Source organism: Brucella sp. NBRC 14130 (genome assembly GCF_040371715.1).
GTDB classification, from domain to species: Bacteria; Pseudomonadota; Alphaproteobacteria; order Rhizobiales; family Rhizobiaceae; genus Brucella; species Brucella intermedia.
This window is the reverse complement of record NZ_BAABTE010000004.1, coordinates 1-25,301: the sequence shown is the minus strand read 5'-3', so window position 1 is coordinate 25,301 and position 25,301 is coordinate 1. Positions and strand designations below refer to the sequence as shown.

Here is a 25,301-nt window from a genome sequence, read left to right as displayed (position 1 = left end):
TTATCAATGAAAACGGCCCGTTTCCGGGCCGTTTTGGTTCGTTCAATGATGTTTCTTGCCTTCGCGGGCCATATCCGCCGTCGGATCCGCCGACAGGCGTCTGCGCGCCCGGTCGTCCATCAGCTCGTACCACATGGCATTGAGCACGGCGAAAGCTGCTGCAAGCGGAAGCCCCAGTAACCAGGAAAAATACCACATCTTGCTTCCTTTCCGATTAGAGCATTTCCAGCAAAAGTGCGAAGCGGTTTTGCGTAGGACAATGCGTAAAACAAAGAGATAGAGCGCTCCAGCGGCTCCGTTTGAACCGGAACCGCTCTAATAGGCGTGGTTGCTGTCGTCTTCGATCATGTCCTTTTCGACCTTGCCCCACAGAACCTTGTAGACCCAGGACGTGTAGACCACGATCAGCGGCAGGAAGATGAGCGTCACCACCAGCATGATGAACAGCGTCATATGGCTGGAAGACGAATCCCATACCGTCAGGCTGGCGCGCGGATCGAGCGACGATGGCAGAATGAACGGGAACATCGACACGCCGACCGATGAAATGATGCCGAAAATCGACAGCTTTCCAAACAGCAGCGGCGCGACTTCACGATGGCTGCGCAGCGCGACGAAGACCGCAAGCGCTCCAAGGATGCCGAGCGCCGGAGCGATTAGCAGGATTGGATAGTTCGCATAATTGGCGAACCATGCGCCGTGATCCAGTTCCACCGTCTTGCGCAGCGGATTGGACGGGCCGTCCGTGACGACGGCGCTTGTGATGCGGTAGCCCGAAATCCAGAGCCAGCTGATCACCCCGGCCAGAACATAAAGGACAACGGTCAGAAGCGACGCGATGCTGCCATAGAACCGCGCGCGCGCTTGAACTTCCCCGGTCGTCTTCAGGACCAGCCACGAGGCGCCATGCATGGAGAGCATCGTGACTGAAAGCACACCGCAAAGCAGCGCGAACGGATTGAGCAGGCCGAAGAACGAACCTTCGTAGAATATCTGAAGGTCGTCGGCGAGCCGGAAGGGAATGCCCTGCAGGACGTTGCCGACGGCAACGCCGAAGATGAGGGCAGGCACGAAACCGCCGATGAACAGCGCCCAGTCCCAGCCCTTTCTCCAGGCTTCGCTGTCCCGCTTGGAGCGATACTTGAAGCCGACCGGACGCAGGATAAGTGCGAACAGGATGGCAAACATCGCCAGATAGAAGCCCGAGAAGGACACCGCGTAGAGCGGTGGCCAGGCGGCGAAAATGGCGCCGCCGCCCAGAATCAACCAGACCTGATTGCCTTCCCAGACCGGGCCGATCGTGTTGATGATGATGCGCCGTTCCACATCGGTCTTGCCGACCACCGGCATGAGAATGTCCACGCCGAGATCGAACCCGTCCATCGCTGCAAAGGCAATCAGCAATACACCGAGCAGTACCCACCAGATGATGCGCAGGGTTTCATAGTCCAACAAATCGCTGAGTATCATGATCCTTACTCCGCAGGTGCGATGCTGGCCGGGGCGAGAATCGCTTCCGGCTTGCTGTCGGGTTCAGGTCCGGCCTTGATGGCGCGGATCATCAGGCCCATCTCGATGATGAAGAGAACCGTATAGATCGCCACAAAACCAAGGATCGTCAGCAGCACTGTGGACGCCCCGAGGTTTGATACGCCGACCGCCGTCGGCAATATACCTTCGATGACCCAGGGCTGACGGCCGAACTCGGCCACGATCCAGCCCATTTCGGCTGCAATCCACGGCAGCGGTATAGCAAATACGGCTACCCGCAGCAGGAAGGGATAACGGTCGAGCTTGCGACGGGCGGACAGCACGAAGAATGTGCCCGTCAGCAGGATCAGGAAGAAGCCGATGCCCACCATGATGCGGAATGCCCAGAAGAGGGGCAGCACGCCGGGAACCGTGTCGTTGGCTGCCTGCGTGATCTGCGCGTCGGTTGCCTGACGCGGATCGTCGACATAGCGCTTCAGCAGTAGCGCATAGCCCATCCATTGGCTGTTATCGGCAAAAACGTCCTTCACTTCCTGCGGAACGGCGTTTGTATCGCCAACCTCACGGATTTTCTGCAAGGCGTCATAGGCGACGATACCGTTCCTGATATGGTTTTCCGCATTCTGAACCAGATCGTTGATGCCCTGGATCGGGGTCGTAAGAGAGCGGGTGCCGATCAGGCCCATGACCCATGGAATACGCACCGCGAAATGGGTTTCGCGCGCCTCCTGATTGGGGAAGCCGAAGACCGTAAACGGCGCAGGTGCCGGTTCCGTTTCCCACATGGCTTCGATGGCCGCGATCTTCATCTTCTGATGTTCATTGGCCAGATAGCCGCTTTCATCGCCGAGAACGACAACCGAAAGCGAGGCGGCCAGACCGAAGGAAGCCGCGATGGTGATGGAACGCTTGGCAAGCTCTACCGAACGCCCCTTGAGGAGATACCAGGCGGAAATACCAAGGACGAAAATGGCTGCCGTGACATAACCGGCTGATACCGTATGCACGAACTTTGCCTGAGCGACCGGGTTCATCAGCACGGCGAAGAAATCGGAGATTTCCATGCGCATGGTTTCGGGATTGAACGCCGATCCGACCGGATTCTGCATCCAGCCATTGGCGATCAGAATCCATAGCGCCGAGAAGTTGGAACCGGCCGCAACCGCATAGGTCGCCATGAGGTGCCCGACTTTCGACAGGCGATCCCATCCGAAGAAGAACAGGCCCACGAAGGTCGCTTCGAGGAAGAATGCCATGAGGCCTTCAATGGCGAGCGGTGCGCCGAAGATGTCGCCGACATAGTGGCTGTAATAGCTCCAGTTCATGCCGAACTGGAATTCCATCACGATGCCCGTCGCGACGCCCATCACGAAGTTGATGCCAAACAGCGTACCCCAAAATTTCGTCATCTGCCGCCAGATGAGTCGCCCCGTCATAACGTAAACGGTTTCCATGATGGCAAGCAGCACGGAAAGACCCAAGGTCAGAGGTACGAAGAGGAAGTGATAAAGTGCCGTGATCGCAAACTGCAATCGCGACAGGGAGACAATATCGAGTTCCATCTCTTTAAGCCGGTAAATCCGGCCCTCCTGGTGTTATGAGCTGCGCTCCAGCGCTGCCCCCTTTGAAAGCGGGCGGGTTCCTGAAAACCCGTTTCCCGCGCTTCAATTCCAACTACCGGTCCAAGTTCCGGTTTAGCCACCGACACGAGCCTTAACCGTCCCGGTGCTGTTCGCTCACCTCATGTTTTCGAGGATTTCGTCAAAGCGCCCTGTCTCCTTACCTACGGACTCAATTAGAGCGCCTTGATTTAAAACAATGATCCGTTCACAAATTCGCGCCTCGCGACGGATATGCGTGGCGATCAGCAATGTGCGCGAACCCGCCCGCGCCTTGAGGCGCTCAAGCACATCCTCGGCCGTCGCACTGTCGAGACCTTCGGTCGGTTCATCCAGCAGCCAGAGCGGCGCATCGGTCAGAAACAGCCGCGCAAGGGCCAGACGGCGGGCCTGCCCGCCCGACAACCCCAGACCGCCCTCGCCCAGCATCGCATCCAGACTAGCTGGCAATTCCCTGATAAATGTCCCAAGGCCAGCAGCATCCAACGCATCCATCAGTTCGTGATCGCCCGCATCGGCGCGCGCCAGACGCAGATTATCACGAAGGCTGTCCTGAAAAAGCTCGGTCCGCTGTGTGAGAAGGCGTGTCGGCAACACCGCGACACTGCCTTGCGTTGCTTGAATTTCTCCTGCAAGCAGACTGAACAGTGTCGATTTGCCTGCGCCGCTTGTGCCGACGATGGCGACACGCTCACCAGCAGCAATATCGAGCGTGATATTTTTGAGGGCATCGCGTTCGGCACCCTCATGGCGAGCGGAAACGCTTTTCAGCTGAACCGCCTTGCCATTCGCTGGCCGTTGCGGCGCTGCGGGTTCGGCCTCATCCGTCAGTTGAGGCGCGACGCGCTTCGCAGCGAGGACTGTGCGGCCAAGTTCCATCGCGCCGCGCCGCAATGCGGAAAAAGGCTCCATCGCGCCAAGAATGACGAGCATTCCGAGCGCTGCGACGGGGGCTCCGATTGTTTCGGACCGCATCAACAATCCAACAGCGACGAGGCCGCCTGCAAGCAGGGATGCGTGAACGATGCCGAAACCGGCGCCGGTAACGATCTCTATGCGGTTGAGCCTGCGATCCGATGCGGCGATGTAACCATCGGCGCGGGCCAATGCGAGCTTCCGATCTGCAAGCCGCCCGGCCATCAGAAGTTCGGTCTGACCGGCCACAAGATCGACCGTGCGGGCGCGCAGCGCTTCCGTGCCCTTGGCGCGCCGGCGCATGGATTTTTCGGAACGGCGGGCAGCTGCAAGCGGAATACAAAGACCAGCCGCAAGTAGGACGGTCGCCACCACCAGCCCAAAAAACGGGTTCATCAGACCGAGCGCGATACCGGCAACAAGGGCGGTGGCAAGCGCAGCGCCAACCGGCACCACCACGCGCAGATAAAGCGAGTCGAGCGCATCGATGTCCGCGGTCAGACGGAAGAGAAGGCGCGCCGGACGTTTTAGCAGCGTATTTGCAGCGCTTGGGCGCGCCCAGCTGCGGAACAGTTTTTCGCGCAGGGCCGCGAGGATCGCGAGCGTCGCATCATGGGTGACGAGCCGTTCCAGATAGCGTGAACCGGTCCGCAGGATCGCAAGCAGGCGAATACCGGCGGCGGGCGCGAACACGTCGAACACAACCGCCGTGGCGATGCTCAAGCCTGCGATTGCCGTAGCGGTTATGAACCATCCCGACAGGCCAAGAAGTGCAATGCCGGCGAGGACCGTTACGGTTGCCGTTGCGATACCGGCAAGGAGAGCTGTTCCCTTAGTGCGGAAAAAGAGCCGCAGGATTGGCTGCAATGACTGGAAACCATTCATTCGGCTGCCCTCCTCTGCCAAAGGGGATCGTTGCTCACGCCGCCATCCAGACGGACGACGCGATCCATCCTGCGGGCAAGGGTTTCGTCATGGGTAGCGACGATCAGCGTCTTGCCTCTGCCAAGCTTCAAAAGACTGTCGGCAATGAGCGTTGCCGTATCCTGATCAAGATGAGCAGTCGGCTCATCAGCCAGGAGAATATCTGCACCGGGATCGACAGCCGCACGGGAAAGCGCGAGCCGCAGGGCCTCGCCCCCGGAAATGCCGGCACCGTTTTCACCAATCAGGCCGTTGCCGGTAACGCCCAGAACATGACCAAGCGCCATGTCGTCGATAACGGCTCTGGTGGCTTCCACGTCGGTGTGTCGGCCAAGGGAGATATTTTGACGGGCCGATCCGGCAAAGATGTGCGGTTTCTGTCCGATCCAGCTCATCCTTGCACGAAGTGCTGCTGCGGTTTCATCTGTCAGCGCCACGCCGCCGATCTCGATCCGGCCAGCCTGCGGAGCCGTCAGCCCGGCAACGAGCGCCAGAATGGTGGATTTTCCGTAGCCACTCGGCGCGAGCAGAGCTACGTGTTCTCCAGCCTCGATGTGGAGGCTGAATTCGTTGAGAACTTTGGCTCCCGTCCCGTAACTGAAGCCGATATTGCGCAAGCCCACCGTAGGAGTTCCACTCATTGCTGTCTGGCTTTCGCTCTTTCCGACAACGGTCATCGGATGTTCGGAAAGCTTTTCCAGCGCGTCGATAGAAGCTTCACCCGCAGCGCGGTCATGCCAGACGGCAGAAAGATCGCGTAGCGGCTCAAAGAACGCAGGCGACAGAAGCAGGACGAAAAGGCCTTCCGCCAACGTCAGCTTGTGGCCCCATGCTCCGAAGTTGAGCTGGCCCAGCAAATGAAAGCCAATGTAGACCGCGACCATGGCGACGCCGATGGCCGCGAAGAGTTCAAGCACAGCGGACGACAGAAATGCGATGCGCAGGACAGACATGGTTTTTGAGCGCAGGGTTTCCGCATTCTCGCGCAACCGGTTCGCGGTAGCATCCACGGCATGGAATGTGCGGATGGTGGCAAGGCCGCGCAGGCGGTCGAGCAGAAAACCGTTCATGCCGCCAAGGGCGATAAGCTGCTTTTCACTGGCCGCTTTTGCGCGCCAGCCGATCAGCGCCATGAATATCGGTATCAGCGGGGCTGCAACCATCAGGACAAGCGCCGCAGCCCACGAATACCAGAGCACGACTGCAAGTATGGCCAATGGAACCAGCATGACGCGAATGCGCACCGGCACGAAGCGTGAAAGATAAGGAACGACCATTTCCGCTTGTTCGGCAAGAATGCTTGCAGCCTCGCCGGATGATGGACGCAACACATCGAGGGGCGAACGCTCCGCAAGCGCCGCAACGGCATTGGTTCGCAGTCGGGAAAGCTCTTGCCGGGCGGCATCGAAAGCCTTGGCCGCGCCGGCACTGTCGAGAATGCTGCGCAGGCAGCCGAGAATGAAGACGCCTGCTGCACTGTAATAGACGGAACTGTCGAAGCCGGTATCGGCCAGCCGCCCGATCGCATAGGCGAGAATGCCCGCCTGCGGCAGCCACAAAAGTGCGGCCAATGCCTGAAGATATGCCCCCCGCTTCAGCAAGGACGGGACAGGACGACGTTGCGGGCGGCGCGAACTTTGCCGGATGCCTGCCGCTTCGCCGCCTTCTGCCGTCAATGTTTCCGTTCGGGGGACAACGGATGTCACTCTCGCTTAGGCTCCTTTTTGGCCGATGTTCGCCCGCGCCCCAGCGCCACGATCCTGTCCGTGGTCTCAAGGAAGCGGGTCACCTTGGCGCCAAGCGCCAGGAGACTGGTCAAACGGTCGGTATCGAGCCGCTTGACGTCGTCGTACCAGTTGGTCAGCCTTTCGATCAGGCCGTACATGTCCTTCATGCGATCCTGCGCATAAAGATCGCTTTCGCCCTTCGGCTGTTCCATCAGGATCTCGCGCAGAACGGTAAGCGTGGGATCGATCTCGCGCTTCTTGCGCTCCTCGGCGAGGGTGCGCAGAATCTGCCACACATCGTCGGGCGTCGTGAAGAAATCGCGGCGATCACCGGGAATGTGCTTCAGCAACACCAGATTCCAGCCTTGCAACTCGCGGATACCCATGGAGACGTTCGAACGTGACACACCGAGGGCGTCGACGATCTGGTCGGCGCAAAGAGGGTCAGGCGATATGTAAAGCAGCGCATATATCTGCCCCACGGTGCGGTTGATGCCCCAACGGCTGCCCATCTCACCGAAGTGGAGCACGAACGATTGAACGATTGGCGACAATTCCAAAATTCTCTCTCCCGTAAATTCTGAATTTTCAGAAATTACTGAAATTCAGATAATTCAAATGGTCTGTTCCTTCAATCCGCTTGTCCCCGGGTCTGGCCCGAATGGACAATTGGCCGCAGCCCCGGGACACTCCTCCAAATGCCCGAAAAGACGATAGGCCGCTGCATCCCGTTCCGCGGTCGGTGGGCATTGATGCAGGGGATTCGGCAAATGGCAGATAGAGTTTCCGGTCGGCAGGATAGCCGGTCTTGAAGCGAACTCCAAAACAGGTCTCCGGTCAGCCCGGAAGCGACAGCCGCCGTCTCCTGTCGGAACAGGCGGTTTTCCCCATTTGGTGCGGCGGAAAACGCTGGCTTTCCGCCCTCTCCGCACCCTCGAACATCAAACCGACTATAGCGGGTCGGAAGATGAAGGCAGCTCCTTGCTGTCCTGCGTTCTGTCGCGATGGATCACGGCGCGGCTGAGCAGCATGAGCGTTACCGGCGTTGTGACAACCACAAAGACGGTAATGACCACTTCATGCAGAATCGGCTTCGATTGCAAGATGGAGAAAAATATAATCGACGCGATCAGGATCCCGCCCGCTCCGAACGATGAGCCGAGCGTGGGCGCATGAACACGCTCATAAAAGCTCTTGAAGCGGACGAGGCCGATGCATCCGACAAGCGTCAGGAACGCGCCGCCCAGCAGGAAAAATGAAATGATGACAGCCGCCCAGACGGGAATTTCGCCTGCATTGATCATTCGATCACCTCCCCGCGCATGAGGAATTTGGACAGCGCCACGGTAGCGACAAAGCCCAGAAGAGCGATGATCAGCGAGGCTTCGAAATAGATGATGCTGCCCGTGCGTATGCCGAATGTAATCAGCAGCAGCAACGCATTGAGGTAAAGCGCATCGGTCGCGAGAATGCGATCCTGTGCGCGCGGACCGACCAGAAGCCTGTAGACTGCGCAGGCCATGGCGCCAAGAAGCATCAGCTGAGCGAAAAGCAGGGACCAGAAGATGATGACTGCGCTCATGCGGATTTCTCCTCTTCGACGGTGTCGGCGACTGCAAATATCTTGATGAGCGGCTGCTCATACCGCCCCTTGATCGTATCTCGCCACGCCTGCGCATCGTCCAGATCGAGCACGTGGATCGTCAGTTCGCGCCTTGCGGCGTTATAATCCACCCATGCCGTGCCTGGCGTCGCGGTGATTATGCAGGCGAGGACAGCAAGCGCAGTCCGGTTTTCCAGATCGAGCTGGATGACGACGAAGCCCGGACGCCGCTTGCGCTTGCGCGACAGGATGATCCCCGCAACGGCGATATTCGATTGCAGTATGTCATAGCTTATGGCTCCGAACAGCCAGAGCATGGTCGGGATTGAGCGAATATGGTTCTTCTGCGGCTGCAAGGCCGTCATGATGAGGCATGCAATGATTGCGATGATCGCACCGAGCAGGAACTGCGCCCGTGTGAAGCCATTTAAAAGCAGCCAGAACAGAAGCAGCGAGGCGAACAGAAGCGGATAAGGCAGGATTCTCTTCACTGTGCCTCCTCCGTTTGCATGCCAGCGCGCGGCGCATTGAGAACGCTGCTGATATAGGATGCAGGATTGTGCAGCGAACGCGCCGTTTCGTCCATGTAACGCATCGCCGGACCGGCTGCGATCGTCAACGCCAGACAGATTGCCAGAAGTCCTGCGATCGGCACGACTTCGCGCACCAGAACACGCGGTACGTTACCTTCGAGCGAAGCCCAGAAGGTACGGATGCCGGTACGTGTCATCGCGATAAGGGCCGACAGGCCGGATAGGAGAACAAGCGCAACCAGTGCCCAGCTTGCCGGGCTGACCGGCATTGCAAGCTGCGGGGTTGCACCTTCTCCGTTGAACACCGCCGCCAGGATCAGGAATTTGGCGATGAAGCCCGAAAACGGCGGAAGACCGATCAGCAATATCGCGCAAATTCCGAAGAACGTGCCGAGAACGGCAAGGGTCGCGGGCAATACTGCGCCGATCTCATCCTCTTCTTCCTCCTCCTCATCGTCACCATAGGCTTCCATGGTAACGGCGAGAACGTTGGCGGCTGCGTCCTGCCCGCGCTCGATCAATTCGATCAGCAGGAAAAATGCGGCAATGGTGAGTGTCGAACTGACCATGTAGAAAAGTGCAGCACCTGTCATGGCGGTGTTGCCGCTGCCGATGGCGGCCAGCAAGGTGCCGGAGGATACTAGAATGCTATAGCTGGCGAGACGTCCCATCGCCTGCGATGCGACGACGCCGATCAGGCCGAAGGCAAGCGTTACCATCCCGCCGAAATAGAGCCAGTCATTGCCGAAGCCATAGGATGAACCGGCACCGATGCCGAACATCAGCGGCGACAGGCGCAGAAGGACGTAGATACCGACCTTGCTCATGATGGCGAAGACCGCCGCAACCGGTGCTGCTGCTGCAGTATAGGTTGGCGCGAGCCAGAAATTGAGCGGCCACATGCCTGCCTTGACGAGGAACGCTACGCCCAGAACCGCGGCGCCTGCTTCAAGCAGCATACGATCTTCGGGCGCGACCTGCGAAATCTTCTGCGCAAGATCAGCCATGTTCAATGTGCCGGTCACACCGTAGATCAGGCTGACGCCGATCAGGAACAGCGACGAGGCGACGAGGTTGACGGCGATATAATGCATGCCGGCCTTCACGCGCGCCGGACCGGATCCGTGTAGCGCCAGCCCGTAGGACGCAGCCAGCATGACTTCGAAGAACACGAAAAGGTTGAACAGGTCGCCGGTCAGGAATGCGCCGTTCAGTCCCATCAGCAAAAGCTGGAATATCGTATGGAAATGCGGACTGGCCTTGTGCCAATGGGCAAGCGCAAAGCTGAGCGATGCCATGCCGAGCAGGCTTGTCAGCACGAGCATGAGGGCCGCGAGGCGATCAAGCACCAGAACGATGCCGAATGGCGCGGGCCAGTTGCCGATCAGGTAGACCAGAGCATCGGGCGCCCTTTCGCTCGCCATGCCTGCAAGCGTGATGGCAATCGCGATCAACCCCAGGGTCGAAATGGAGTTGATGGCCATCTTGAGCTTGCGCTTGCGCTCATCGAACAGCAGCAGGACGGCCGCCGTGACAAGCGGCAGGACGATTGGCGCAACGATGAGATGTGTTTTCCAGTCCAACATCAATTCTCCTTGCCGTCCACGTGGTCCGTACGTGTCAACCCGCGTGAGGCGAGCAGCACGACAAGGAAAAGCGCGGTCATTGCGAAGCCTATGACGATGGCGGTCAGAACAAGCGCCTGCGGCACAGGATCGGTATATTGCGTGGCCTGAACGTCAACACCGTTATCGAGTACGGGAGCCGCATTGGTGCGAAGCCGCCCCATCGAAAAGATGAAGAGATTGACCGCGTAGGAAATCAGCGACAGGCCGATCGCCACCTGGAAGGTGCGCGGGCGAAGGATCAGCCACACGCCGGATGCCATCAACACGCCGATTGCCAGAGCAAGAACGAGTTCCATCAGTTCTCCTCCTTCGTTGCGGCCAGTTTCTCGACACGGTGTTTGCGGAGCGATTGGTGCGCGAGCGCGATCAAAACGAGCACCGTAGCGCCGACCACGAGGGTGAAGACTCCAAGATCGAACAGCAGCGCACTGGCTGTCGGCATTTTTCCGATATGCGGTATCTCCGTATACTGGAAGAAGGTTGTGAGGAACGGATAGCCGAAGAACCACGATCCCGCGCCTGTTGCACCGGCCAATAGCAGGCCCATCCCGATCCAGCGCAGGGGCAGGATGCGCAGGCGGTCCTCCACAACGCGCGCGCCTGACGCCAGATATTGCAGCAGAAATGCGATTGCGAGCGTGATACCGGCCGCAAACCCGCCACCCGGCAGATCATGGCCACGCAGGAACAGATGCACTGCCAGCACGACGATCACCGGGAAAAGCCATTGCATGATGACGGACGGCACGGCCAGATAATCGGCCAGTGTTTCACCTGCCTTGCGGTCGGGCGCTGCCTCGTCATAGGCGTCCTGTATTTTCTGTTGGGCGGTCGATCCGGTCGTGTCGGGCGCCGGACGAAAACGTCGCAGCAGTGCAAAGACCGTAAGACCGACAATACCAAGGACGGCGATTTCGCCAAACGTATCAAAGGCGCGGAAATCGACCAGAATGACATTGACGACATTCTTGCCGCCGCCGCCCGAATAGGCGTTTTCGAGGAAATAATCGCCGATGCTGCTGGGCGACAGGCGCGTCATCACGGCATAGGCGATGACAGCCACACCTGCCCCGCTGCCGATGGCGAGCAACAGGTCGCGATAACGGCGGATGCGCGGGCCGATCTGCACCGGAAGCGGATCGGGATCTTCCCAACGCTTCGGGAGCCAGCGAAGCCCAAGCAGCAGCAGGACGGTGGTTACGATCTCAACGAGCAACTGCGTTACCGCAAGATCGGGCGCAGACAGCCAGACGAAGGTGATGCAGGTGATAAGCCCCGCCCCGCCCAGAAGGATAAGCGCTGCCAGCCGGTGATATTTGGCCTGATAGGCCGCCCCGACGGCGCAGGCCCCGCCAAGTATCCAAAGTCCGGCGAAGATCGGGTCCACCGGCTGCGGACCAAGCGAACCGGATTGCAAGCCGGAGGCGAAAATCGGCCAGGCGGCGGCAAGCACCGCCACCGCGACCACGATACGGAGCTGTGGTTGCAGACGGCGCGTGCTGAGGAAAGCTTCCGCCTTGCGCGCCCAGTTCCACGACAGGGTTACAAGAACACGCTCGAAAATACGCTGCCCCTGCAAGTGCCGGAAAAGCGGAGGGCCGTCTTCGCTCGTCGCGAGATAGTTCTTCAGCATCCAGTGCAGAAGAATGCCGCCGATCATGGCCACGATACTCATCATCAGCGGCAGGTTGAAACCGTGCCAGACCGAAAGGCTGTATTCCGGCGTCGCATGCCCCAGCACCGACAGCACAGCCGAATGCAGGAACGGCCCGATCGACAGTCCCGGAATGATGCCGATCAACAGGCAAAGCAGAACCAGAAGCTCGATAGGACGGCGCATCCAGTGCGGCGGTTCATGCGGCTCATGCGGCAGATCATGCGGCGGCGGTCCGAAGAACGTCGAATAGATGAAGCGCACCGAATAGGCGACCGTGAAGATGCCCGCGATGGTGGCCACGTAAGGCGTGATCGTGTCGAGCCAGGAGGCCATATGGGTTTCGACCGCTTCCGCGAAGAACATTTCCTTGGAAATGAACCCGTTGAGCAGCGGGACACCGGCCATGGCCGCGCTCGCCACCATGGCAAGCGTCGCCGTATAGGGCATGGGGCGCAGGAGCCCGCTCAGCCGGCGCATGTCACGCGTGCCGGTTTCGTGATCGATGATGCCGGCGGCCATGAAAAGCGATGCCTTGAAGATCGCATGGTTGACCATGTGGAAGATCGCGGCGACTGCTGCCAGAGGACTGCCAAGGCTGAGCAGAACGGTGATGAGGCCAAGATTGCTGATGGTCGAATAGGCGAGCAGACCCTTGAGATCCTGCTGGAAAACCGCAAAGAAACTTGCGATCAGAAGGGTGATCAGGCCCGCCGAACCGACGATCCAGAACCACTCCTCGGTCCCGCTCAAAACCGGCCAGAGGCGGGCAAGCAGAAAAACGCCAGCCTTCACCATTGTTGCCGAATGCAGATAGGCCGATACCGGCGTCGGCGCTGCCATGGCGTTCGGAAGCCAGAAATGGAACGGAAACTGCGCGCTTTTGGTGAATGCGCCAAGCAGGATCAGGATCAGCGCCACGCTGTAGAGCGGATGCGTGCGAACGAGGTTGCCCGCTACCAGGACCTTGTCGAGATCGTAGCTGCCGACGATATGCCCCAGGATCAGAACGCCTGCCAGCAGACAGAAACCGCCTATGCCGGTCACTGTCAGCGCCATGCGCGCGCCATCGCGGGCGCTGGCATTGTGATACCAGTACCCGATCAGCAGAAACGAGAAGATGCTGGTCAGTTCCCAGAATACCGCAAGCAATATCAGATTGCCCGACAGAACCACACCAAGCATCGATCCCATGAAGGACAAAAGGAACGAGAAGAACCTCGGCACCGGGTCTTCCGGGGACATGTAGTAACGCGCGTAAATGACGACCAGAAGCCCGATACCCGTGATGAGCATCGCGAAAAGCCAGGCAAAGCCGTCCATCCGGAAGGTGACATTGAGACCATAGGCCGAGAGCCACTCCACGGTGCCGCGAAGTACCTTGCCGTCCGAAACGATAGGATAAAGGCTGGCGGTGACGATAAAGGCGACAAGCGCAATCGCTGCCGTAAACCAGGCCGAACCGCTACGATCCGCCCCCCTGAATAGTCCGGTTATGGCGCTGCCGAGAAATGGTAGAAGGACAAGCAGGAAAAGCATTCTGCCGTCCATCGTCATGCGCCACAGGCCTCCTAGCCGAAGTCAAGGTTGATCCGAAGCAGGCACCGCTCAAGAAAACAGCAACAGAATCGCTCCGGCAAGTTGTAGAGAGGAATCATATGTTCCGATGGCGTTATTATGACGGGCCACGGAACATTATGGCAATAGCTTTCAATGGCTTATCGCGCGAATTTGAATCATTTTATGGTTCCTCTTGCCGGAAAATCTATAATTTGTCGGTTGCTGCGGACCGCGATGCCCGACGATTGGACATATTGCCCCGAATATCTTTCAGCCGAATGACATGATCTTATCGGGGCGATTGCCGCAGTAATGGCTTTGGAGAGGTTCTTATCCTTCAAGCAAGATCGCTGATAGCCGCTCGGCCTGAACGCGGATATCCGGTACGGCTGTGACCTCCCAGAATGCGCCTTTCGTGACCGGCCCGATTGCGAAGAACGGACCTGATGGTTCGCCTCGCGCATTGAGAAGCTGAAGGTCGCGGGTAACATCCAATCCGAGATCGAGCGCATCCGGCCGGGCCAGCCCATGCTCCATGAGGCCGATCAAAGCCGCATTGCGGGTTGTCGAGAAACGCGGATTTCCGCCACGGCAATCAATGACGGTCGCGACATGCTGCTTTTCGATCTTCTCGCTGCGACGCGGGCGATAACGGATTTCCATCCCTTCCCCTTCGCCGCGCACTGAAACGAGATGACCGGCCGTGATTTTGAGTTGTCCGTGCTTCATGGCAGATTCGATGCGATCCGCCACGGCAGGAGCCATGCGGTGACGATGGACATCCCACCATGGGCGCAGATGCCGGAGGAAACTGCGACGCTGTGAGGTCGGCAACCCCGCCCAGACATGCTGTGTATGCGGCCGCAGACCGTCCAACACGCCGCGCCAGCCGGAACCCGATCTTTCCGCTTCCGCCATCATGGTGCGCACGCGTCGCATGAGCTTGGAAAGCCCGAGCGAGACCGGAAGGTCGTCGGCTGCGACGGGAAAAACCTGCGCAGGGGCATGGCGTGCCGGAAGAAGCCCACGGCGCGAAATGGCATATATTTCCGCACGATGTCCATTATCGAGCAGCGACAACACGCTGTCGATCATCGAGAGGCCTGTACCAAATATCGCCACAGGTGCATCTGTCGGCACATCGAAATAGCCGTTGCTCGCCCAGTATTCAGCAATCTGGCCACCTGATTTCGCAATAGCGGCCTCATTGCCCGTCGCCAGAATGACCGCATCCGCCACGAAGGTTTCGCCAGTTTCGCTTACAACCGCCGGCCTGCCAGCTTTGAGCGCCACATCGACGACGCCTGTCCTTTCGACCGTCAATCGTGAGCTGCCGACAGAGAGATAAGGCTCAATCAGATGCTCCAGATAGGCGCGATAGACTTTGCGCGGCGCAAAACTGTGCGGTTCCCACCGGTCGCCGCTCTCCTGCAACCAGTTGAGGAAGTGATCCGGCTGGTCGGGAAACGCGCTCATATTGCTGGCGCGCACATTAAGCAGATGGCTGGGATTTTCCGTCGCGTAAGCGATCCCCGCTCCCAACCTGCCCGACCGCTCGAAAATTCGCACAGACGATTCCGGTGAACGCCCGAGCAACTGTGCAGCCAGAATGATGCCGCTTGCCCCGGCGCCGATGATGATAAATGACTTCAAACTATCGTGACCTCATCCCAATTCCCGACAACGACCCGAATAGAGCGCCGTCAAAACCCGCCCTATAAATCTCACTAATTTAGTTAGATTCCAATAAAGAACCGCTCTTGTAAACCCCGCAAAACCGGGAGAATTGCCGTGGGGCTGACGGACAATGAACTCGTATTAGCTCCAGGCGCATGGCGGGAAAGTAAACAGTCAGAAGAAATCAGCCACGTATCGTTGACAGTGTGTTTCAGAAACACGGGCTGGCCTCAACCGCCCGAATAACAATATCTAGCCCAACATTATCCCAACAGGCTGCCTCGAAAATCCCAAGCCAGACAGCCTGCCAGACCGCTGAAACACAGGACCCAGTCATGAATAATTCCCTGCTGAATTCCATCAAGAAGCGCCGTACGCAGTATGCTCTGGGCAAGTCCCTTCCGCTGTCGAACGAAGATGTGGCCGAGCTGATCCGCGAAGCGGTCAAGCACACCCCTTCGTCCTTCAACTCGCAGAGCTCGCGTGCCGTGATCCTGTTTGGCGCCGAGAGCGACAAGCTGTGGAGCATCGTGAAGGAAACGCTTCGCCAGATCGTTCCGGCCGACGCTTTCGCGCAGACAGAAGCCAAGGTCGACAGCTTCGCTGCCGGTGCCGGTACGGTTCTGTTCTATGAAGACCAGAGCGTTGTTAAGGGGCTTCAGGAAAATTTCCCGCTTTATGCTGACAACTTCCCGGTCTGGTCCGAACAGTCCGGCGGCATGGCACAGCATTCGGTATGGACCGCGCTCGCCAATGCTAATATTGGCGCCAGCCTCCAGCACTACAACCCGCTGATCGATCAGGAAGTTGCCCAGACCTGGGACATTCCAGCCTCGTGGAAACTCCGCGCCCAGATGCCGTTCGGCTCAAACGAACAGCCTTTCGGCGAAAAGGCTTTCATGGACGACGGCGACCGTTTCAAGGTTTTCTTCTAATCGTTCATTGTATTGAAAAAGATCGGGCCGGAGGAGTTTCCTCCGGCTTTTTCTTTCCGGCGGTAAAATATTTCATCAGGCCGTTGTCCCCTCTCCAAAAGCTGGATGTAATGGGGATGCTTCAAGAGAGTCGCAACCAAGCGACAAGCTCGTGAAGCTTCATCAGAACGGGCCGCAATTGCACGACATGTGCAGATTGCGCGGTCCGAAGGGGGAAGTTGCATGACAACCGTAATACCGCCATTTGCTCATATCTCGAAGGCAGCCCGCAACAAGCGCGGCGTTGCACGGAAGCTGCTGCGCGCATCCATGCCGGCTGCGCTCGCGATCACTCTGTTTCTGTCAGCGTCGCCAAAAGCGGTGGAAGCCGCAACACCGGCCGACACGCTCGTCATAGCGATGAGCATCGATGATGTCATTTCACTCGACCCGGCTGAGATCTTCGAGATCACCACATCCGAAATCCTGACCAGCACCTATGAGCGGCTCATCACGACCGATACCAAGGACCCGACCAAGATCGTCCCGCAGATTGCCGAAAGCTGGACCTTCTCCGACGATGGCAAGTCGATTACGTTCAAAATCCGCAAGGGGCTGAAATTCGCCTCCGGCAACCCGTTGACCGCGCAGGACGCCGCCTATTCGCTGCAGCGCGCCATCAAGCTGGACAAGAGCCCGGCATTCATTCTGAGCCAGTTTGGCCTCACCCGGGAAAACGCCGATCAGAACATCGTCGCGACCGATGACGAAACGCTTGTTTTCACTACGGGCAAGGCATTTGCGCCAAGTTTCGTCCTGAACTGTCTCACCTCCAGCGTGGCGTCGATTGTCGACAGCAAGCTGGTGAAGGAACATGAGCAGAAAGCGGAAAAGACCAAGGATTACCCCTACGAAACCGACTTCGGTTACGAATGGCTGAAGAACAACTATGCCGGTTCCGGTCCCTTGGCGCTCAAGCAATGGCGTGCCAATGAAGTGCTGCTTCTCGAGCGCAACGAAAACTATTCCGATGCAAAACCGGCGATGAAGCGCGTCATCTATCGCCATGTGAAGGAGGGTGTTTCACAGCGCCTGCTCCTTGAGGCGGGCGATATCGACATTGCGCGCAATCTGGAACCCGGCGACATTGAAGAGCTGAGCAAGAACCAGAAGTATCACGTCCTCAACGCACCAAAGGGCCGCGTCTACTATCTGGTGGCCAACCAGAATGTGCCTGAACTTGCAAAGCCCGAAGTCAGGCAGGCGCTCAAATACCTGATCGATTACGATACGATCGAAGCGAAACTCATCAACGGTATCGGACGCACGCATCAGTCCTTCCTGCCTCTCGGCATGTTCGGCGCTGTCGGTGACAAGCCGTTCTCCTATGATGTCGATAAAGCCAAGGAGTTGCTTGCAAATGCAGGTCTCAAGGACGGCTTCAAGGTGACGCTCGACGTGCGCAACACGCAGCCATTTGTCGGCATCGCGGAAAGCATCCAGCAGACCATGGGCAAGGCGGGCGTTCAGGTGGAAATCCTGCAGGGAGACGGCCGGCTGACGACCACCAAGGTTCGCGCACGCAAGCATCAGATGGCGCTTGGCATCTGGGGGCCGGATTATTGGGACCCGCACACCAATGCGGTCACCTTCACCAACAATCCCAACAATGGCGAAGACGTCTCAATGCGCACGAGCGCATGGCAGGCCCATTGGGATATTCCGGAGTTGACGGCGGAAACCATGGCTGCCGCTGAAGAGCGCGATACGGCCAAGCGTGAGGAAATGTATCACGACCTCCAGAAGAAGTTTCAGGAAACCAGCCCGTTCGCGATCATCTATCAGCAGATCGAAACAGCTGTGACGGCTCCGAATGTGCACGATTTCAACATGGTTGCCGACGCCAACTATGTCCAGACCGTAACGAAGGACTGACGCGATGCGAAAAGGCCGGGCGCTTTGCCCGGCCTTCTTATTTCCCGTCCTCGAAGCTGAAGGGCGGCAATTGCTCCAGCGCCGATTTCAGCGCTTCCGACCAGCTTTCCGATACTGTCTGATAATAAGGATCGGTAGCCTCGAACCGTTGGCGTGCGCCATGCGCGAAACTGTCGGCTTCGTATATCTGCATGTCGAGCGGAAGTCCCACCGAAAGATTGGCTTTCAGCGTGGAGTCGAACGAGACGAGCAGCAGCTTTACCGCCTCCTCGAAACTCATCTGCTCCTGATAGGCGCGGACGAGGATGGGTTTGCCGTACTTGTTCTCGCCAATCTGGAAGAAAGGCGTGTCTGCGGAGCTCTCGATGAAATTGCCTTCCGGGTAGATATAGAAAAGGCGCGGCTGGCCGCCCTTGATCTGCCCGCCGAGAATGAACGAGGCGCCAAATGCATCGGCGTTCTGGCCGCCGGTGGCGGAGTTCTGGATGACTTCCTTGACCGTATCGCCGACAAGACGTGCGACCTGGAACATGGAGGCCGCATCAAAGACCGACGGGTGCCGGTCTGCAGGAGCCTTCATACGTTCTTCCAGAAGACTTGCCACCGCCTGGGTTGTCGCGAGATTGCCTGCTGAAAGCAGAACGATCATACGTTCACCCGGCTTGGACCAGCTTCGCATCTTCGAGAAAACGGAGATATTGTCGAGCCCGGCATTCGTCCGCGTATCGGACATGAACACAAGGCCGCGATCGATTTTCATTCCAACGCAATAGGTCATAAGCAATATCCGGCAGGCAACTGGCTATTCAGCAGGATCACTGCCCTACATTGATGTGAACCGCAAGACTTTCCGCAGCACCGCCGAGCCGGACGCCCGAGATCGGCGCCGCGTCGCGATAGTCCAGCCCGGTTGCAATCCGCACATAACGGTCATTCGGACAGATATTGTTGGCGGCATCGAACCCCACCCATCCAAGGCCGTCGATATGAGCTTCGGCCCAGGCATGGCTTGCGGTCTGTTCCTCGACGCCTTCCATCATCAGATATCCCGATACATATCGGGCAGGAACGCCGATAAGCCGCGCCGTCGAAAGAAAGATATGGGTGTGATCCTGACAAACGCCCTTGCCGGCGTTCAGTGCATGTTCGGCATCCGTGGAAACGCTCGTCGTTCCCGGCATATAGGCAACCGCCTTGTGTATGGCGTTCATCAGATCATGCATCAGGGCAAGCCGTTCCTGCCCTGTCGGGAGATCGCCAGCCAGATCCTTGATCCGCTCGCCCGGCATCGTCAGCGGCGTTTCACGCTCGAAAAGCCAGAGCGGTGCAAAGCCATATACGGGCCCGAGCACACCGACCCTGTCTTCCACATCGATGCTGCCGCTTGCCGTTATGACGATCTCACTGACATTGCGGGCGTGCTGGACCAGATCGGTCTTGTTGCCAAAACCGTCGACATAGGAAACCTCCGGCTCCCCGCCTTCAATTTTCAGTTCCCAGTGTCTCACGACCTGGCCCGGCACCGTCGGCGGACGCAGCCGCACCCTCTGCACCGCATAGGGAACCGGGTGGTCGTAGCGATAATGCGAAACGTGCCGGATATTGAGCAGCAAGCGAAGACCTCAATAGAAATTATAGGTTTCAGCGATCTCGTTGCCGAGCCGGTTGTTGCGGGTGATGAACTCGGTCAGGAATTCATGCAAGCCCATATCGAAGATCGCAGATATGTCCTGATTTTGCAGGCTTGCATAGATTTTGTCCGCTGTCTCGTGACAGGCCGCGCGATTGTCATAATCTTTCGACAGGTAGTCGAGATGCTCTGCGATACTGCGATAGCAATAATGAAGCGAACGCGGCATGCGACCGTTCAAGATAAGATAGTCCGCGACCTGTGCCGGACGATAGTCGCCATCATAGACCCAACGGTAGGAACGATGCGCGGACACCGAGCGGAGAATGGACTCCCATTGGTAATTGTCGAGCGTGGTGCCGACATAGGAAATCGCAGGCAGCAGAACATAATATTTCACATCGAGAATGCGGGCCGTGTTGTCCGCGCGTTCGATGAACGTGCCAAGGCTTGCAAAATCGAAGATTTCGTTGCGCAGCATCGTGCCGTGGAAAGAGCCGCGAATAAGCGCCGTTTCGCGCTTTATCTGGTCGAGGAGTTGCGGAAGGTCGCTTTCCTTCAACGGCTTGCAGAGCGACTTTTTCAGCGACATCCATGCTTCGTTGACGCTCTCCCACGCTTCTCGTGTCAGTGCCGTGCGCACCATGCGGGCATTGGAACGCGCGGTCTCAAAGCATGTCATCACGCTCGACGGATTATCCGCATCGCGCAGCAGGAAATCGGCGACATTGGCGGCGTTATAGACATCGTATTTCGCCGAAAAGCCCTGACTTGCGCCTGCCGACACCGCCACCGATGACCATTCTTCGGGTGCATCTGAGGTTTTCGTCAGTGCCATGCGAAGTCCCGCATCGACAAGGCGCGCCATGTTTTCGGCCCGCTCTATATAGCGGAACATCCAGTAAAGTCCGTTTGCCGTACGGCCAAGAAGCATAAATCATTCCCCTCTTCGCGCCCTGATCTTGCCGTCAGTTGCAGCACGTCAATCCAATTGTTTCAGTCGTCGAGTACCCACGTATCCTTGGTGCCGCCACCCTGACTGGAATTCACGACGAGCGATCCCTCCTTCAACGCCACACGCGTAAGTCCGCCCGGTGTTATGCGGATGCGGTCCGAAACCAGAACGAAGGGGCGCAGATCGACGTGGCGCGGTGCAAGCCCACTCTTGGTGAAGATGGGCGTGGTTGAAAGCGCCAGTGTGGGTTGAGCGATATAGTTGCGCGGCCTTGCTTTCAATTTCTCGGTGAAAACATCGCGTTCGGCCTTTGTCGAAGCGGGGCCGACCAGCATTCCATAGCCGCCAGAGCCATGGACCTCCTTGACCACAAGCTCGGCAAGGTTGTCGAGCACATAAGCAAGGCTGTCCGGTTCGGAGCAGCGCCATGTCGGAACGTTTTCGAGAATGGCCTTGCGGCCGGTATAGAACTCCACGATTTCCGGCATGTAGGAATAGATCGCCTTATCATCGGCGATGCCGGTTCCCGGTGCGTTGGCAATCGTGATATTCCCGGCCCGATAGACATCCATGATACCGGCAACGCCGAGCGTCGAATCCGGCCTGAATGTCAGCGGGTCGAGATACGCATCATCCACGCGCCGGTAGAGCACGTCGATGGCGCGATAGCCTTGCGTGGTCCGCATCGCCACACGTCCGTCCACAACGCGCAGATCGCTTCCCTCGACCAGTTCGACGCCCATCTGGTCGGCAAGGAATGCATGTTCAAAATAGGCGGAGTTGTAGATGCCCGGTGTCAGCACCGCGACGGTCGGAACATCTTGCGTGCCGGGAGGCGCAACGCTTGCCAGTGACTGGCGCAGCAATTGCGGATAATTCTCGACCGGGCGAACCTTGACGTTCTGGAACAGCTCCGGAAAGAGCTGCATCATGGTTTCGCGATTTTCCAGCATATAGGAAACGCCGGATGGCGTACGGGCATTGTCTTCCAGCACATAGAACTGGTTTTCGGCTGTGCGCACGATATCGACGCCGATAATATGGGTGTAGACGTTGCCCGGGGGGCGGAAGCCGATCATTTCCGGCAGGAAAGCTTCATTTCTGGAAATCAGCTCTTTGGGAATGCGCCCTGCCCTGACAATCTCCTGACGATGGTAGATGTCATCGAGGAAAGCGTTCAGCGCCATCACGCGCTGTTCGATGCCCTGCGACAGACGCCGCCATTCCTGCCCTGAAATGATGCGCGGAATGATGTCGAACGGAATAAGGCGTTCGCCCGCCTCCTGATCGCCATAGACGGCGAAGGTGATGCCCGTCTTGCGGAACACGCTTTCGGCGTCGTCGCTTTTCTGCAGAAGTTTGTGCGGGTCCTGTTGGTCGAGCCATTGCTTGAGAAATTCGTAAGGCTGGCGGACATTCCCGCCATGGTTGAGCATCTCATCGAATGGCTTCACTTACTTCCCCTTCTTTTTCCCTATTATTCAGTCCGGGCTCAGGGAAAAGCAAGTCAGGAAATCATGCAAAAGCGCAAAGCTGGGTTGCGCATTTTCATCGCGACAGCAGGACTATGACGCATTCTAATAGCCGCGCAAATGTTGCCAGCGATGGTTCAGCCCGGTCGATGCGCCTTCACGACGGCCGGATCGGTTTCGATACGCCCTGCCCCGATGAGGTCGAGACAATAAGGGACCGCCGGAAAAATTGCCTGCAAGGTCATGGCAATCGATGCAGGCTTGCCGGGAAGATTGAGAATGAAGCTCTTGCCGCGACTGCCTGCCGTCTGGCGGGACAGGATGGCGGTCGGGGTTTGTTCAAGGCTGACGCGGCGCATCAGTTCGCCAAAACCCGGCAGTTCCTTGTGCAGGATGGCCTGCATGGCTTCCGGCGTTTCATCACGCGGGCTCGGTCCGGTGCCTCCCGTCGTCAGGATGAGATCACAGGCTTCGTTGTCACAAAGATCGATAAGCGTGTCGCGGACCGATTCCATACCGTCCGGAATGACCCGGCGGACTGTTTCATAAGGTGTGACGACTGCGCTTTTCATCCATGCTTCCATGGCCGGGCCGCTCTGATCTTCGTATTCCCCGCGACTTGCGCGGTCGGAAACAGTCACGAAACCGATTTTTACCATCACACTCTCACAGCAAGTTTCTGGCTCTCAATAAGCGTCTGGCGGACTTATAGGCGTTCGCCGGTTTAATGTGAAGGTTTGCGCGCAAATGAAAACGCCGCCCGGAGGCGGCGCTTTACATAAGGCGTAACTCAGAAATTATGGCGTGACGTCGAAGCCGAACCACTTTTCCGACAGACGCTTGATCGTGCCGTCAGCCTTCGCGGCTTCAATGGCGTCATCAAACATCTTCTTCAGTTCGGTATCGTCCTTGCGCAGGCCGACGGCGACGCCACGGCCCAGAATGCCGCCCTTGAAGAACGGGCCGGTCATGACGATGTCTTCATTACCCGGCTTCTTGGCAGCGTCGGTGAGGTAAGCGAGTGAAGCCACGACGAGATCGACACGACCCGACTTCAGGTCCAGGTCATGCTGTTCCGTGGTCTTGTATTCACGGATGTCGATATTGTCCTTGAAGTACTTATCGAGAAGCGACAGACCGAGCGAAGCGGACTGGACGCCGACGGTGCGGCCCTTGATTTCGGCAGATACTTCGTCAATTGCCTTCTGTGCGGTCGCTTCGTCCTTGGCCAGATAAAGGGTCTCGCCGGTGTGCGGCAGCTTTGCGTAAGGGCTGTCCTTCAGCGTTGCGAAAGTCTGCGGCGTCAGGCCGTAGGAGATCGAGAAGCTGATGGTTTCTTCGCGCTTCGGCGTTGCCGTGAGGCCGGCCATGATCGCATCGAATTTGCCGGCATTGAGTGCCGGGATGATGCTGTCAAAAGGCTGTGCGACCAGTGTGCACTCGACCTTCATGCGGGCGCAGAGATCCTTGTAGAGTTCGACTTCATAGCCGTCCAGCGAGCCATCGGGCTTGGTGAAGTTGTAAGGACGGAATGCGCCTTCCGTGGCGATGGTGATCTTCGTCCACTTCTTTTCCTCGGCATGGGCCGAAATGCTCGTCAGAGCGAGAGCGGAAATGAACACGGCTTTGAAAAGTCCGATGGTCTTCATTACAGTTATCCTATTGCGGGTGTTTCTGTCCGGCTGGCGCCGGAATACAGAGTTTCGATAATCAGGCAGCGTTCTCGTGGCTGATGAATTTACGGAAGCGTTCCGACTTTGAGTTGGCGAAGACGTCTTCGGGCTTTCCGTCTTCTTCCACCAGGCCCTGATGGAAAAACACGACGCGGTTGGAGACGTCACGTGCAAAGCCCATTTCATGGGTCACGACCAGCATGGTGCGGCCTTCTTCGGCAAGGCCGCGCATGACGCGCAGCACTTCACCGACCAGTTCCGGATCAAGGGCCGAAGTCGGCTCGTCGAACAGCATGACCTTCGGCTTCATCGCCAGTCCGCGCGCAATCGCCGCGCGCTGCTGCTGTCCGCCCGAAAGGTGCGCCGGATAGAAGTCACGTTTGTCGGCAATGCCGACCTTTGCCAGCAGTGCTTCTGCTTCCGCCACGCATTCCGCGCGCGGACGCCCCTGCACATAGATCGGCGCTTCGATGATGTTTTCCAGAATGGTCTTGTGCGACCACAGATTGAAGCTCTGGAACACCATGCCCAGTTCCGAACGGATGCGCGAAACCTGCTTCTTGTCGGTCGGATAGGCTTCGCCCTTCGCATTCTTCGCCATGCGGATGGTTTCGCCCGAAACCGTCACCGTGCCCGAGGATGGTGTCTCCAGAAGGTTGATGCAGCGCAGGAAGGTCGACTTGCCGGAGCCGGACGAACCGAGGATCGAAATGACCTCGCCTTCGCGCGCTTCTAGCGAAATGCCCTTCAGTACTTCATTGGCGCCAAAGCTCTTGCGCAGGTTTTCGACTTTCAGAGCCACCGGTGCATTGGGAGAGACGATTTTGCTCACGATGTTTGTCCTTCGGATGAGAGCTTGACGACGGGCTGGCGCAGATAAGGGGTGAGCCTGTATTCTGCAAACATCAGCACACGGGTCAGGACGAAGTTGATGGCAAGGTAGATCGCACCGGCGATCACGAAGATTTCGATCGCTCGATAGCTCTCGGCGATCAGCTTTGCCGCGATGCCGGTCACTTCCATGAGCGTGATGATCGATGCAAGCGAGGTTGCCTTGATCATCGAGATCATCTCATTGCCATAACCCGGCAGCGCCTGGCGGATGGCAAGCGGCATGATGATGCGGCGGAAGCAGGTGAAGGACGACATGCCGCAAGCTTTCGCCGCTTCGATCTGGCCATGCGGCACCGACAGCAGGCCGCCGCGGATGATCTCGCTGGCATAGGCCGCATTGTTCAAGGTCAGCGCGATGATCGCACACCAGTAGGGCTCGCGCAGGATGGGCCACAGGAAGGAATAGCGGATGGCCGGAAACTGGCTGAGGCCGTAATAGATGATGAATATCTGGACCAGAAGCGGCGTTCCACGGAACACGAAGACGTAAAGGCGGG

Annotated in this window: 23 protein-coding genes; 2 read left to right on the top strand and 21 right to left on the bottom strand. The window is 58.1% G+C overall.

The features are described from left to right. Nucleotides 1–42 precede the first annotated feature (42 nt). The 13 genes from cydX to ABWW28_RS08730 all read right to left on the bottom strand — a co-directional run bounded on the left by cydX (nucleotide 43) and on the right by ABWW28_RS08730 (nucleotide 15,307). Nucleotides 43–198: a cytochrome bd-I oxidase subunit CydX gene (gene cydX / locus ABWW28_RS08790; RefSeq protein WP_006468808.1), complete on the bottom strand. Its 156-nt coding sequence runs from the start codon at nucleotides 196–198 to the stop codon at nucleotides 43–45. Between the two features lie 117 nt (nucleotides 199–315). Continuing rightward, nucleotides 316–1,470, bottom strand: a complete 1,155-nt coding sequence (cydB, locus tag ABWW28_RS08785; protein ID WP_176587816.1) for a cytochrome d ubiquinol oxidase subunit II — start codon at nucleotides 1,468–1,470, stop codon at nucleotides 316–318. Nucleotides 1,471–1,475: 5 nt separating this feature from the next. Then, the gene (locus tag ABWW28_RS08780; protein WP_176587817.1) at nucleotides 1,476–3,053 is read right to left on the bottom strand and encodes a cytochrome ubiquinol oxidase subunit I; all 1,578 of its coding nucleotides are present in this window, start codon (nucleotides 3,051–3,053) and stop codon (nucleotides 1,476–1,478) included. 174 nt (nucleotides 3,054–3,227) lie between these two features. Next, on the bottom strand, nucleotides 3,228–4,910 hold the full coding sequence (gene cydC, locus ABWW28_RS08775) for a thiol reductant ABC exporter subunit CydC (RefSeq protein WP_176587818.1): 1,683 nt from the start codon (nucleotides 4,908–4,910) through the stop codon (nucleotides 3,228–3,230). Beyond that, nucleotides 4,907–6,655, bottom strand: coding sequence for a thiol reductant ABC exporter subunit CydD (gene cydD, locus ABWW28_RS08770; RefSeq protein ID WP_176587819.1), 1,749 nt, complete (start codon nucleotides 6,653–6,655; stop codon nucleotides 4,907–4,909). The genes cydC and cydD overlap by 4 nt, the downstream gene beginning before the upstream one ends. Then, entirely contained in the window at nucleotides 6,652–7,236 is a 585-nt protein-coding gene (locus ABWW28_RS08765) for a GbsR/MarR family transcriptional regulator (protein WP_006468803.1), read from the bottom strand. The genes cydD and ABWW28_RS08765 overlap by 4 nt, the downstream gene beginning before the upstream one ends. A gap of 390 nt (nucleotides 7,237–7,626) precedes the next feature. Next, nucleotides 7,627–7,980: a monovalent cation/H(+) antiporter subunit G gene (gene mnhG, locus ABWW28_RS08760; RefSeq protein ID WP_006468802.1), complete on the bottom strand. Its 354-nt coding sequence runs from the start codon at nucleotides 7,978–7,980 to the stop codon at nucleotides 7,627–7,629. After that, nucleotides 7,977–8,258 (bottom strand): K+/H+ antiporter subunit F, encoded by a 282-nt coding sequence (locus ABWW28_RS08755; protein WP_006468801.1) that lies wholly within the window; start codon nucleotides 8,256–8,258, stop codon nucleotides 7,977–7,979. The genes mnhG and ABWW28_RS08755 overlap by 4 nt, the downstream gene beginning before the upstream one ends. Continuing rightward, a complete protein-coding gene (locus tag ABWW28_RS08750) occupies nucleotides 8,255–8,770 on the bottom strand; it encodes a Na+/H+ antiporter subunit E (RefSeq protein ID WP_176587820.1) in 516 nt (171 codons plus the stop codon). The genes ABWW28_RS08755 and ABWW28_RS08750 overlap by 4 nt, the downstream gene beginning before the upstream one ends. Then, a complete protein-coding gene (locus ABWW28_RS08745; protein WP_025090358.1) occupies nucleotides 8,767–10,395 on the bottom strand; it encodes a monovalent cation/H+ antiporter subunit D in 1,629 nt (542 codons plus the stop codon). The genes ABWW28_RS08750 and ABWW28_RS08745 overlap by 4 nt, the downstream gene beginning before the upstream one ends. A gap of 2 nt (nucleotides 10,396–10,397) precedes the next feature. Beyond that, nucleotides 10,398–10,736 (bottom strand): Na+/H+ antiporter subunit C, encoded by a 339-nt coding sequence (locus ABWW28_RS08740; protein ID WP_006468798.1) that lies wholly within the window; start codon nucleotides 10,734–10,736, stop codon nucleotides 10,398–10,400. Continuing rightward, nucleotides 10,736–13,651, bottom strand: coding sequence for a monovalent cation/H+ antiporter subunit A (locus ABWW28_RS08735; RefSeq protein ID WP_176587821.1), 2,916 nt, complete (start codon nucleotides 13,649–13,651; stop codon nucleotides 10,736–10,738). Before ABWW28_RS08735 ends, ABWW28_RS08740 begins: the two co-directional genes overlap by 1 nt. Before the next feature lie 333 nt (nucleotides 13,652–13,984). Then, complete coding sequence (locus ABWW28_RS08730; RefSeq protein ID WP_176587822.1) at nucleotides 13,985–15,307, bottom strand: FAD/NAD(P)-binding protein; 1,323 nt, start codon at nucleotides 15,305–15,307, stop codon at nucleotides 13,985–13,987. Nucleotides 15,308–15,666: 359 nt separating this feature from the next. Between ABWW28_RS08730 and ABWW28_RS08725 the strand changes: the two genes are divergently transcribed. Continuing rightward, a complete protein-coding gene (locus ABWW28_RS08725; RefSeq protein WP_113474061.1) occupies nucleotides 15,667–16,266 on the top strand; it encodes a nitroreductase family protein in 600 nt (199 codons plus the stop codon). 222 nt (nucleotides 16,267–16,488) lie between these two features. Further along, nucleotides 16,489–18,180 carry an ABC transporter substrate-binding protein gene (locus tag ABWW28_RS08720; RefSeq protein WP_176587823.1) on the top strand — a complete coding sequence of 564 codons (1,692 nt, stop codon included), beginning with the start codon at nucleotides 16,489–16,491 and terminating at the stop codon, nucleotides 18,178–18,180. A 37-nt stretch (nucleotides 18,181–18,217) separates the two neighbouring features. On the opposite strand, the gene ABWW28_RS08715 is transcribed toward ABWW28_RS08720, so the two are convergent. From ABWW28_RS08715 to ABWW28_RS08680, 8 genes are all read right to left on the bottom strand, one after another. Further along, complete coding sequence (locus tag ABWW28_RS08715; protein ID WP_176587824.1) at nucleotides 18,218–18,958, bottom strand: proteasome-type protease; 741 nt, start codon at nucleotides 18,956–18,958, stop codon at nucleotides 18,218–18,220. Nucleotides 18,959–18,995: 37 nt separating this feature from the next. Beyond that, the gene (locus tag ABWW28_RS08710) at nucleotides 18,996–19,793 is read right to left on the bottom strand and encodes a transglutaminase family protein (RefSeq protein WP_176587825.1); all 798 of its coding nucleotides are present in this window, start codon (nucleotides 19,791–19,793) and stop codon (nucleotides 18,996–18,998) included. Between the two features lie 9 nt (nucleotides 19,794–19,802). Continuing rightward, complete coding sequence (locus ABWW28_RS08705) at nucleotides 19,803–20,744, bottom strand: alpha-E domain-containing protein (protein ID WP_006468791.1); 942 nt, start codon at nucleotides 20,742–20,744, stop codon at nucleotides 19,803–19,805. Between the two features lie 62 nt (nucleotides 20,745–20,806). Continuing rightward, complete coding sequence (locus ABWW28_RS08700) at nucleotides 20,807–22,219, bottom strand: circularly permuted type 2 ATP-grasp protein (RefSeq protein WP_176587826.1); 1,413 nt, start codon at nucleotides 22,217–22,219, stop codon at nucleotides 20,807–20,809. A gap of 155 nt (nucleotides 22,220–22,374) precedes the next feature. Next, nucleotides 22,375–22,896, bottom strand: coding sequence for a molybdopterin adenylyltransferase (gene mog / locus ABWW28_RS08695; RefSeq protein ID WP_176587827.1), 522 nt, complete (start codon nucleotides 22,894–22,896; stop codon nucleotides 22,375–22,377). Between the two features lie 138 nt (nucleotides 22,897–23,034). Then, complete coding sequence (locus ABWW28_RS08690; protein ID WP_176587828.1) at nucleotides 23,035–23,886, bottom strand: transporter substrate-binding domain-containing protein; 852 nt, start codon at nucleotides 23,884–23,886, stop codon at nucleotides 23,035–23,037. Nucleotides 23,887–23,947: 61 nt separating this feature from the next. Further along, nucleotides 23,948–24,742 (bottom strand): ABC transporter ATP-binding protein, encoded by a 795-nt coding sequence (locus ABWW28_RS08685; protein WP_006468786.1) that lies wholly within the window; start codon nucleotides 24,740–24,742, stop codon nucleotides 23,948–23,950. Next, on the bottom strand, nucleotides 24,739–25,301 hold a 563-nt coding region (locus tag ABWW28_RS08680), incomplete at its 5' end, for an ABC transporter permease (protein WP_353390800.1). The genes ABWW28_RS08680 and ABWW28_RS08685, both read right to left, overlap by 4 nt.

Excerpts from the sequence above, each read along its gene's own strand:
- ABWW28_RS08715 (WP_176587824.1), bottom strand. The coding sequence starts at position 18,958 with ATGACCTATTGCGTTGGAATGAAAATCGATCGCGGCCTTGTGTTCATG.
- ABWW28_RS08780 (WP_176587817.1), bottom strand. The coding sequence starts at position 3,053 with ATGGAACTCGATATTGTCTCCCTGTCGCGATTGCAGTTTGCGATCACG.
- ABWW28_RS08690 (WP_176587828.1), bottom strand. The coding sequence starts at position 23,886 with ATGAAGACCATCGGACTTTTCAAAGCCGTGTTCATTTCCGCTCTCGCT.
- ABWW28_RS08755 (WP_006468801.1), bottom strand. The coding sequence starts at position 8,258 with ATGAGCGCAGTCATCATCTTCTGGTCCCTGCTTTTCGCTCAGCTGATG.
- cydX (WP_006468808.1), bottom strand. The coding sequence starts at position 198 with ATGTGGTATTTTTCCTGGTTACTGGGGCTTCCGCTTGCAGCAGCTTTC.
- ABWW28_RS08735 (WP_176587821.1), bottom strand. The coding sequence starts at position 13,651 with ATGACGATGGACGGCAGAATGCTTTTCCTGCTTGTCCTTCTACCATTT.
- mnhG (WP_006468802.1), bottom strand. The coding sequence starts at position 7,980 with ATGATCAATGCAGGCGAAATTCCCGTCTGGGCGGCTGTCATCATTTCA.
- ABWW28_RS08740 (WP_006468798.1), bottom strand. The coding sequence starts at position 10,736 with ATGGAACTCGTTCTTGCTCTGGCAATCGGCGTGTTGATGGCATCCGGC.
- cydC (WP_176587818.1), bottom strand. The coding sequence starts at position 4,910 with ATGAATGGTTTCCAGTCATTGCAGCCAATCCTGCGGCTCTTTTTCCGC.
- ABWW28_RS08725 (WP_113474061.1), top strand. The coding sequence starts at position 15,667 with ATGAATAATTCCCTGCTGAATTCCATCAAGAAGCGCCGTACGCAGTAT.
- ABWW28_RS08705 (WP_006468791.1), bottom strand. The coding sequence starts at position 20,744 with ATGCTTCTTGGCCGTACGGCAAACGGACTTTACTGGATGTTCCGCTAT.
- mog (WP_176587827.1), bottom strand. The coding sequence starts at position 22,896 with ATGGTAAAAATCGGTTTCGTGACTGTTTCCGACCGCGCAAGTCGCGGG.
- cydB (WP_176587816.1), bottom strand. The coding sequence starts at position 1,470 with ATGATACTCAGCGATTTGTTGGACTATGAAACCCTGCGCATCATCTGG.
- ABWW28_RS08720 (WP_176587823.1), top strand. The coding sequence starts at position 16,489 with ATGACAACCGTAATACCGCCATTTGCTCATATCTCGAAGGCAGCCCGC.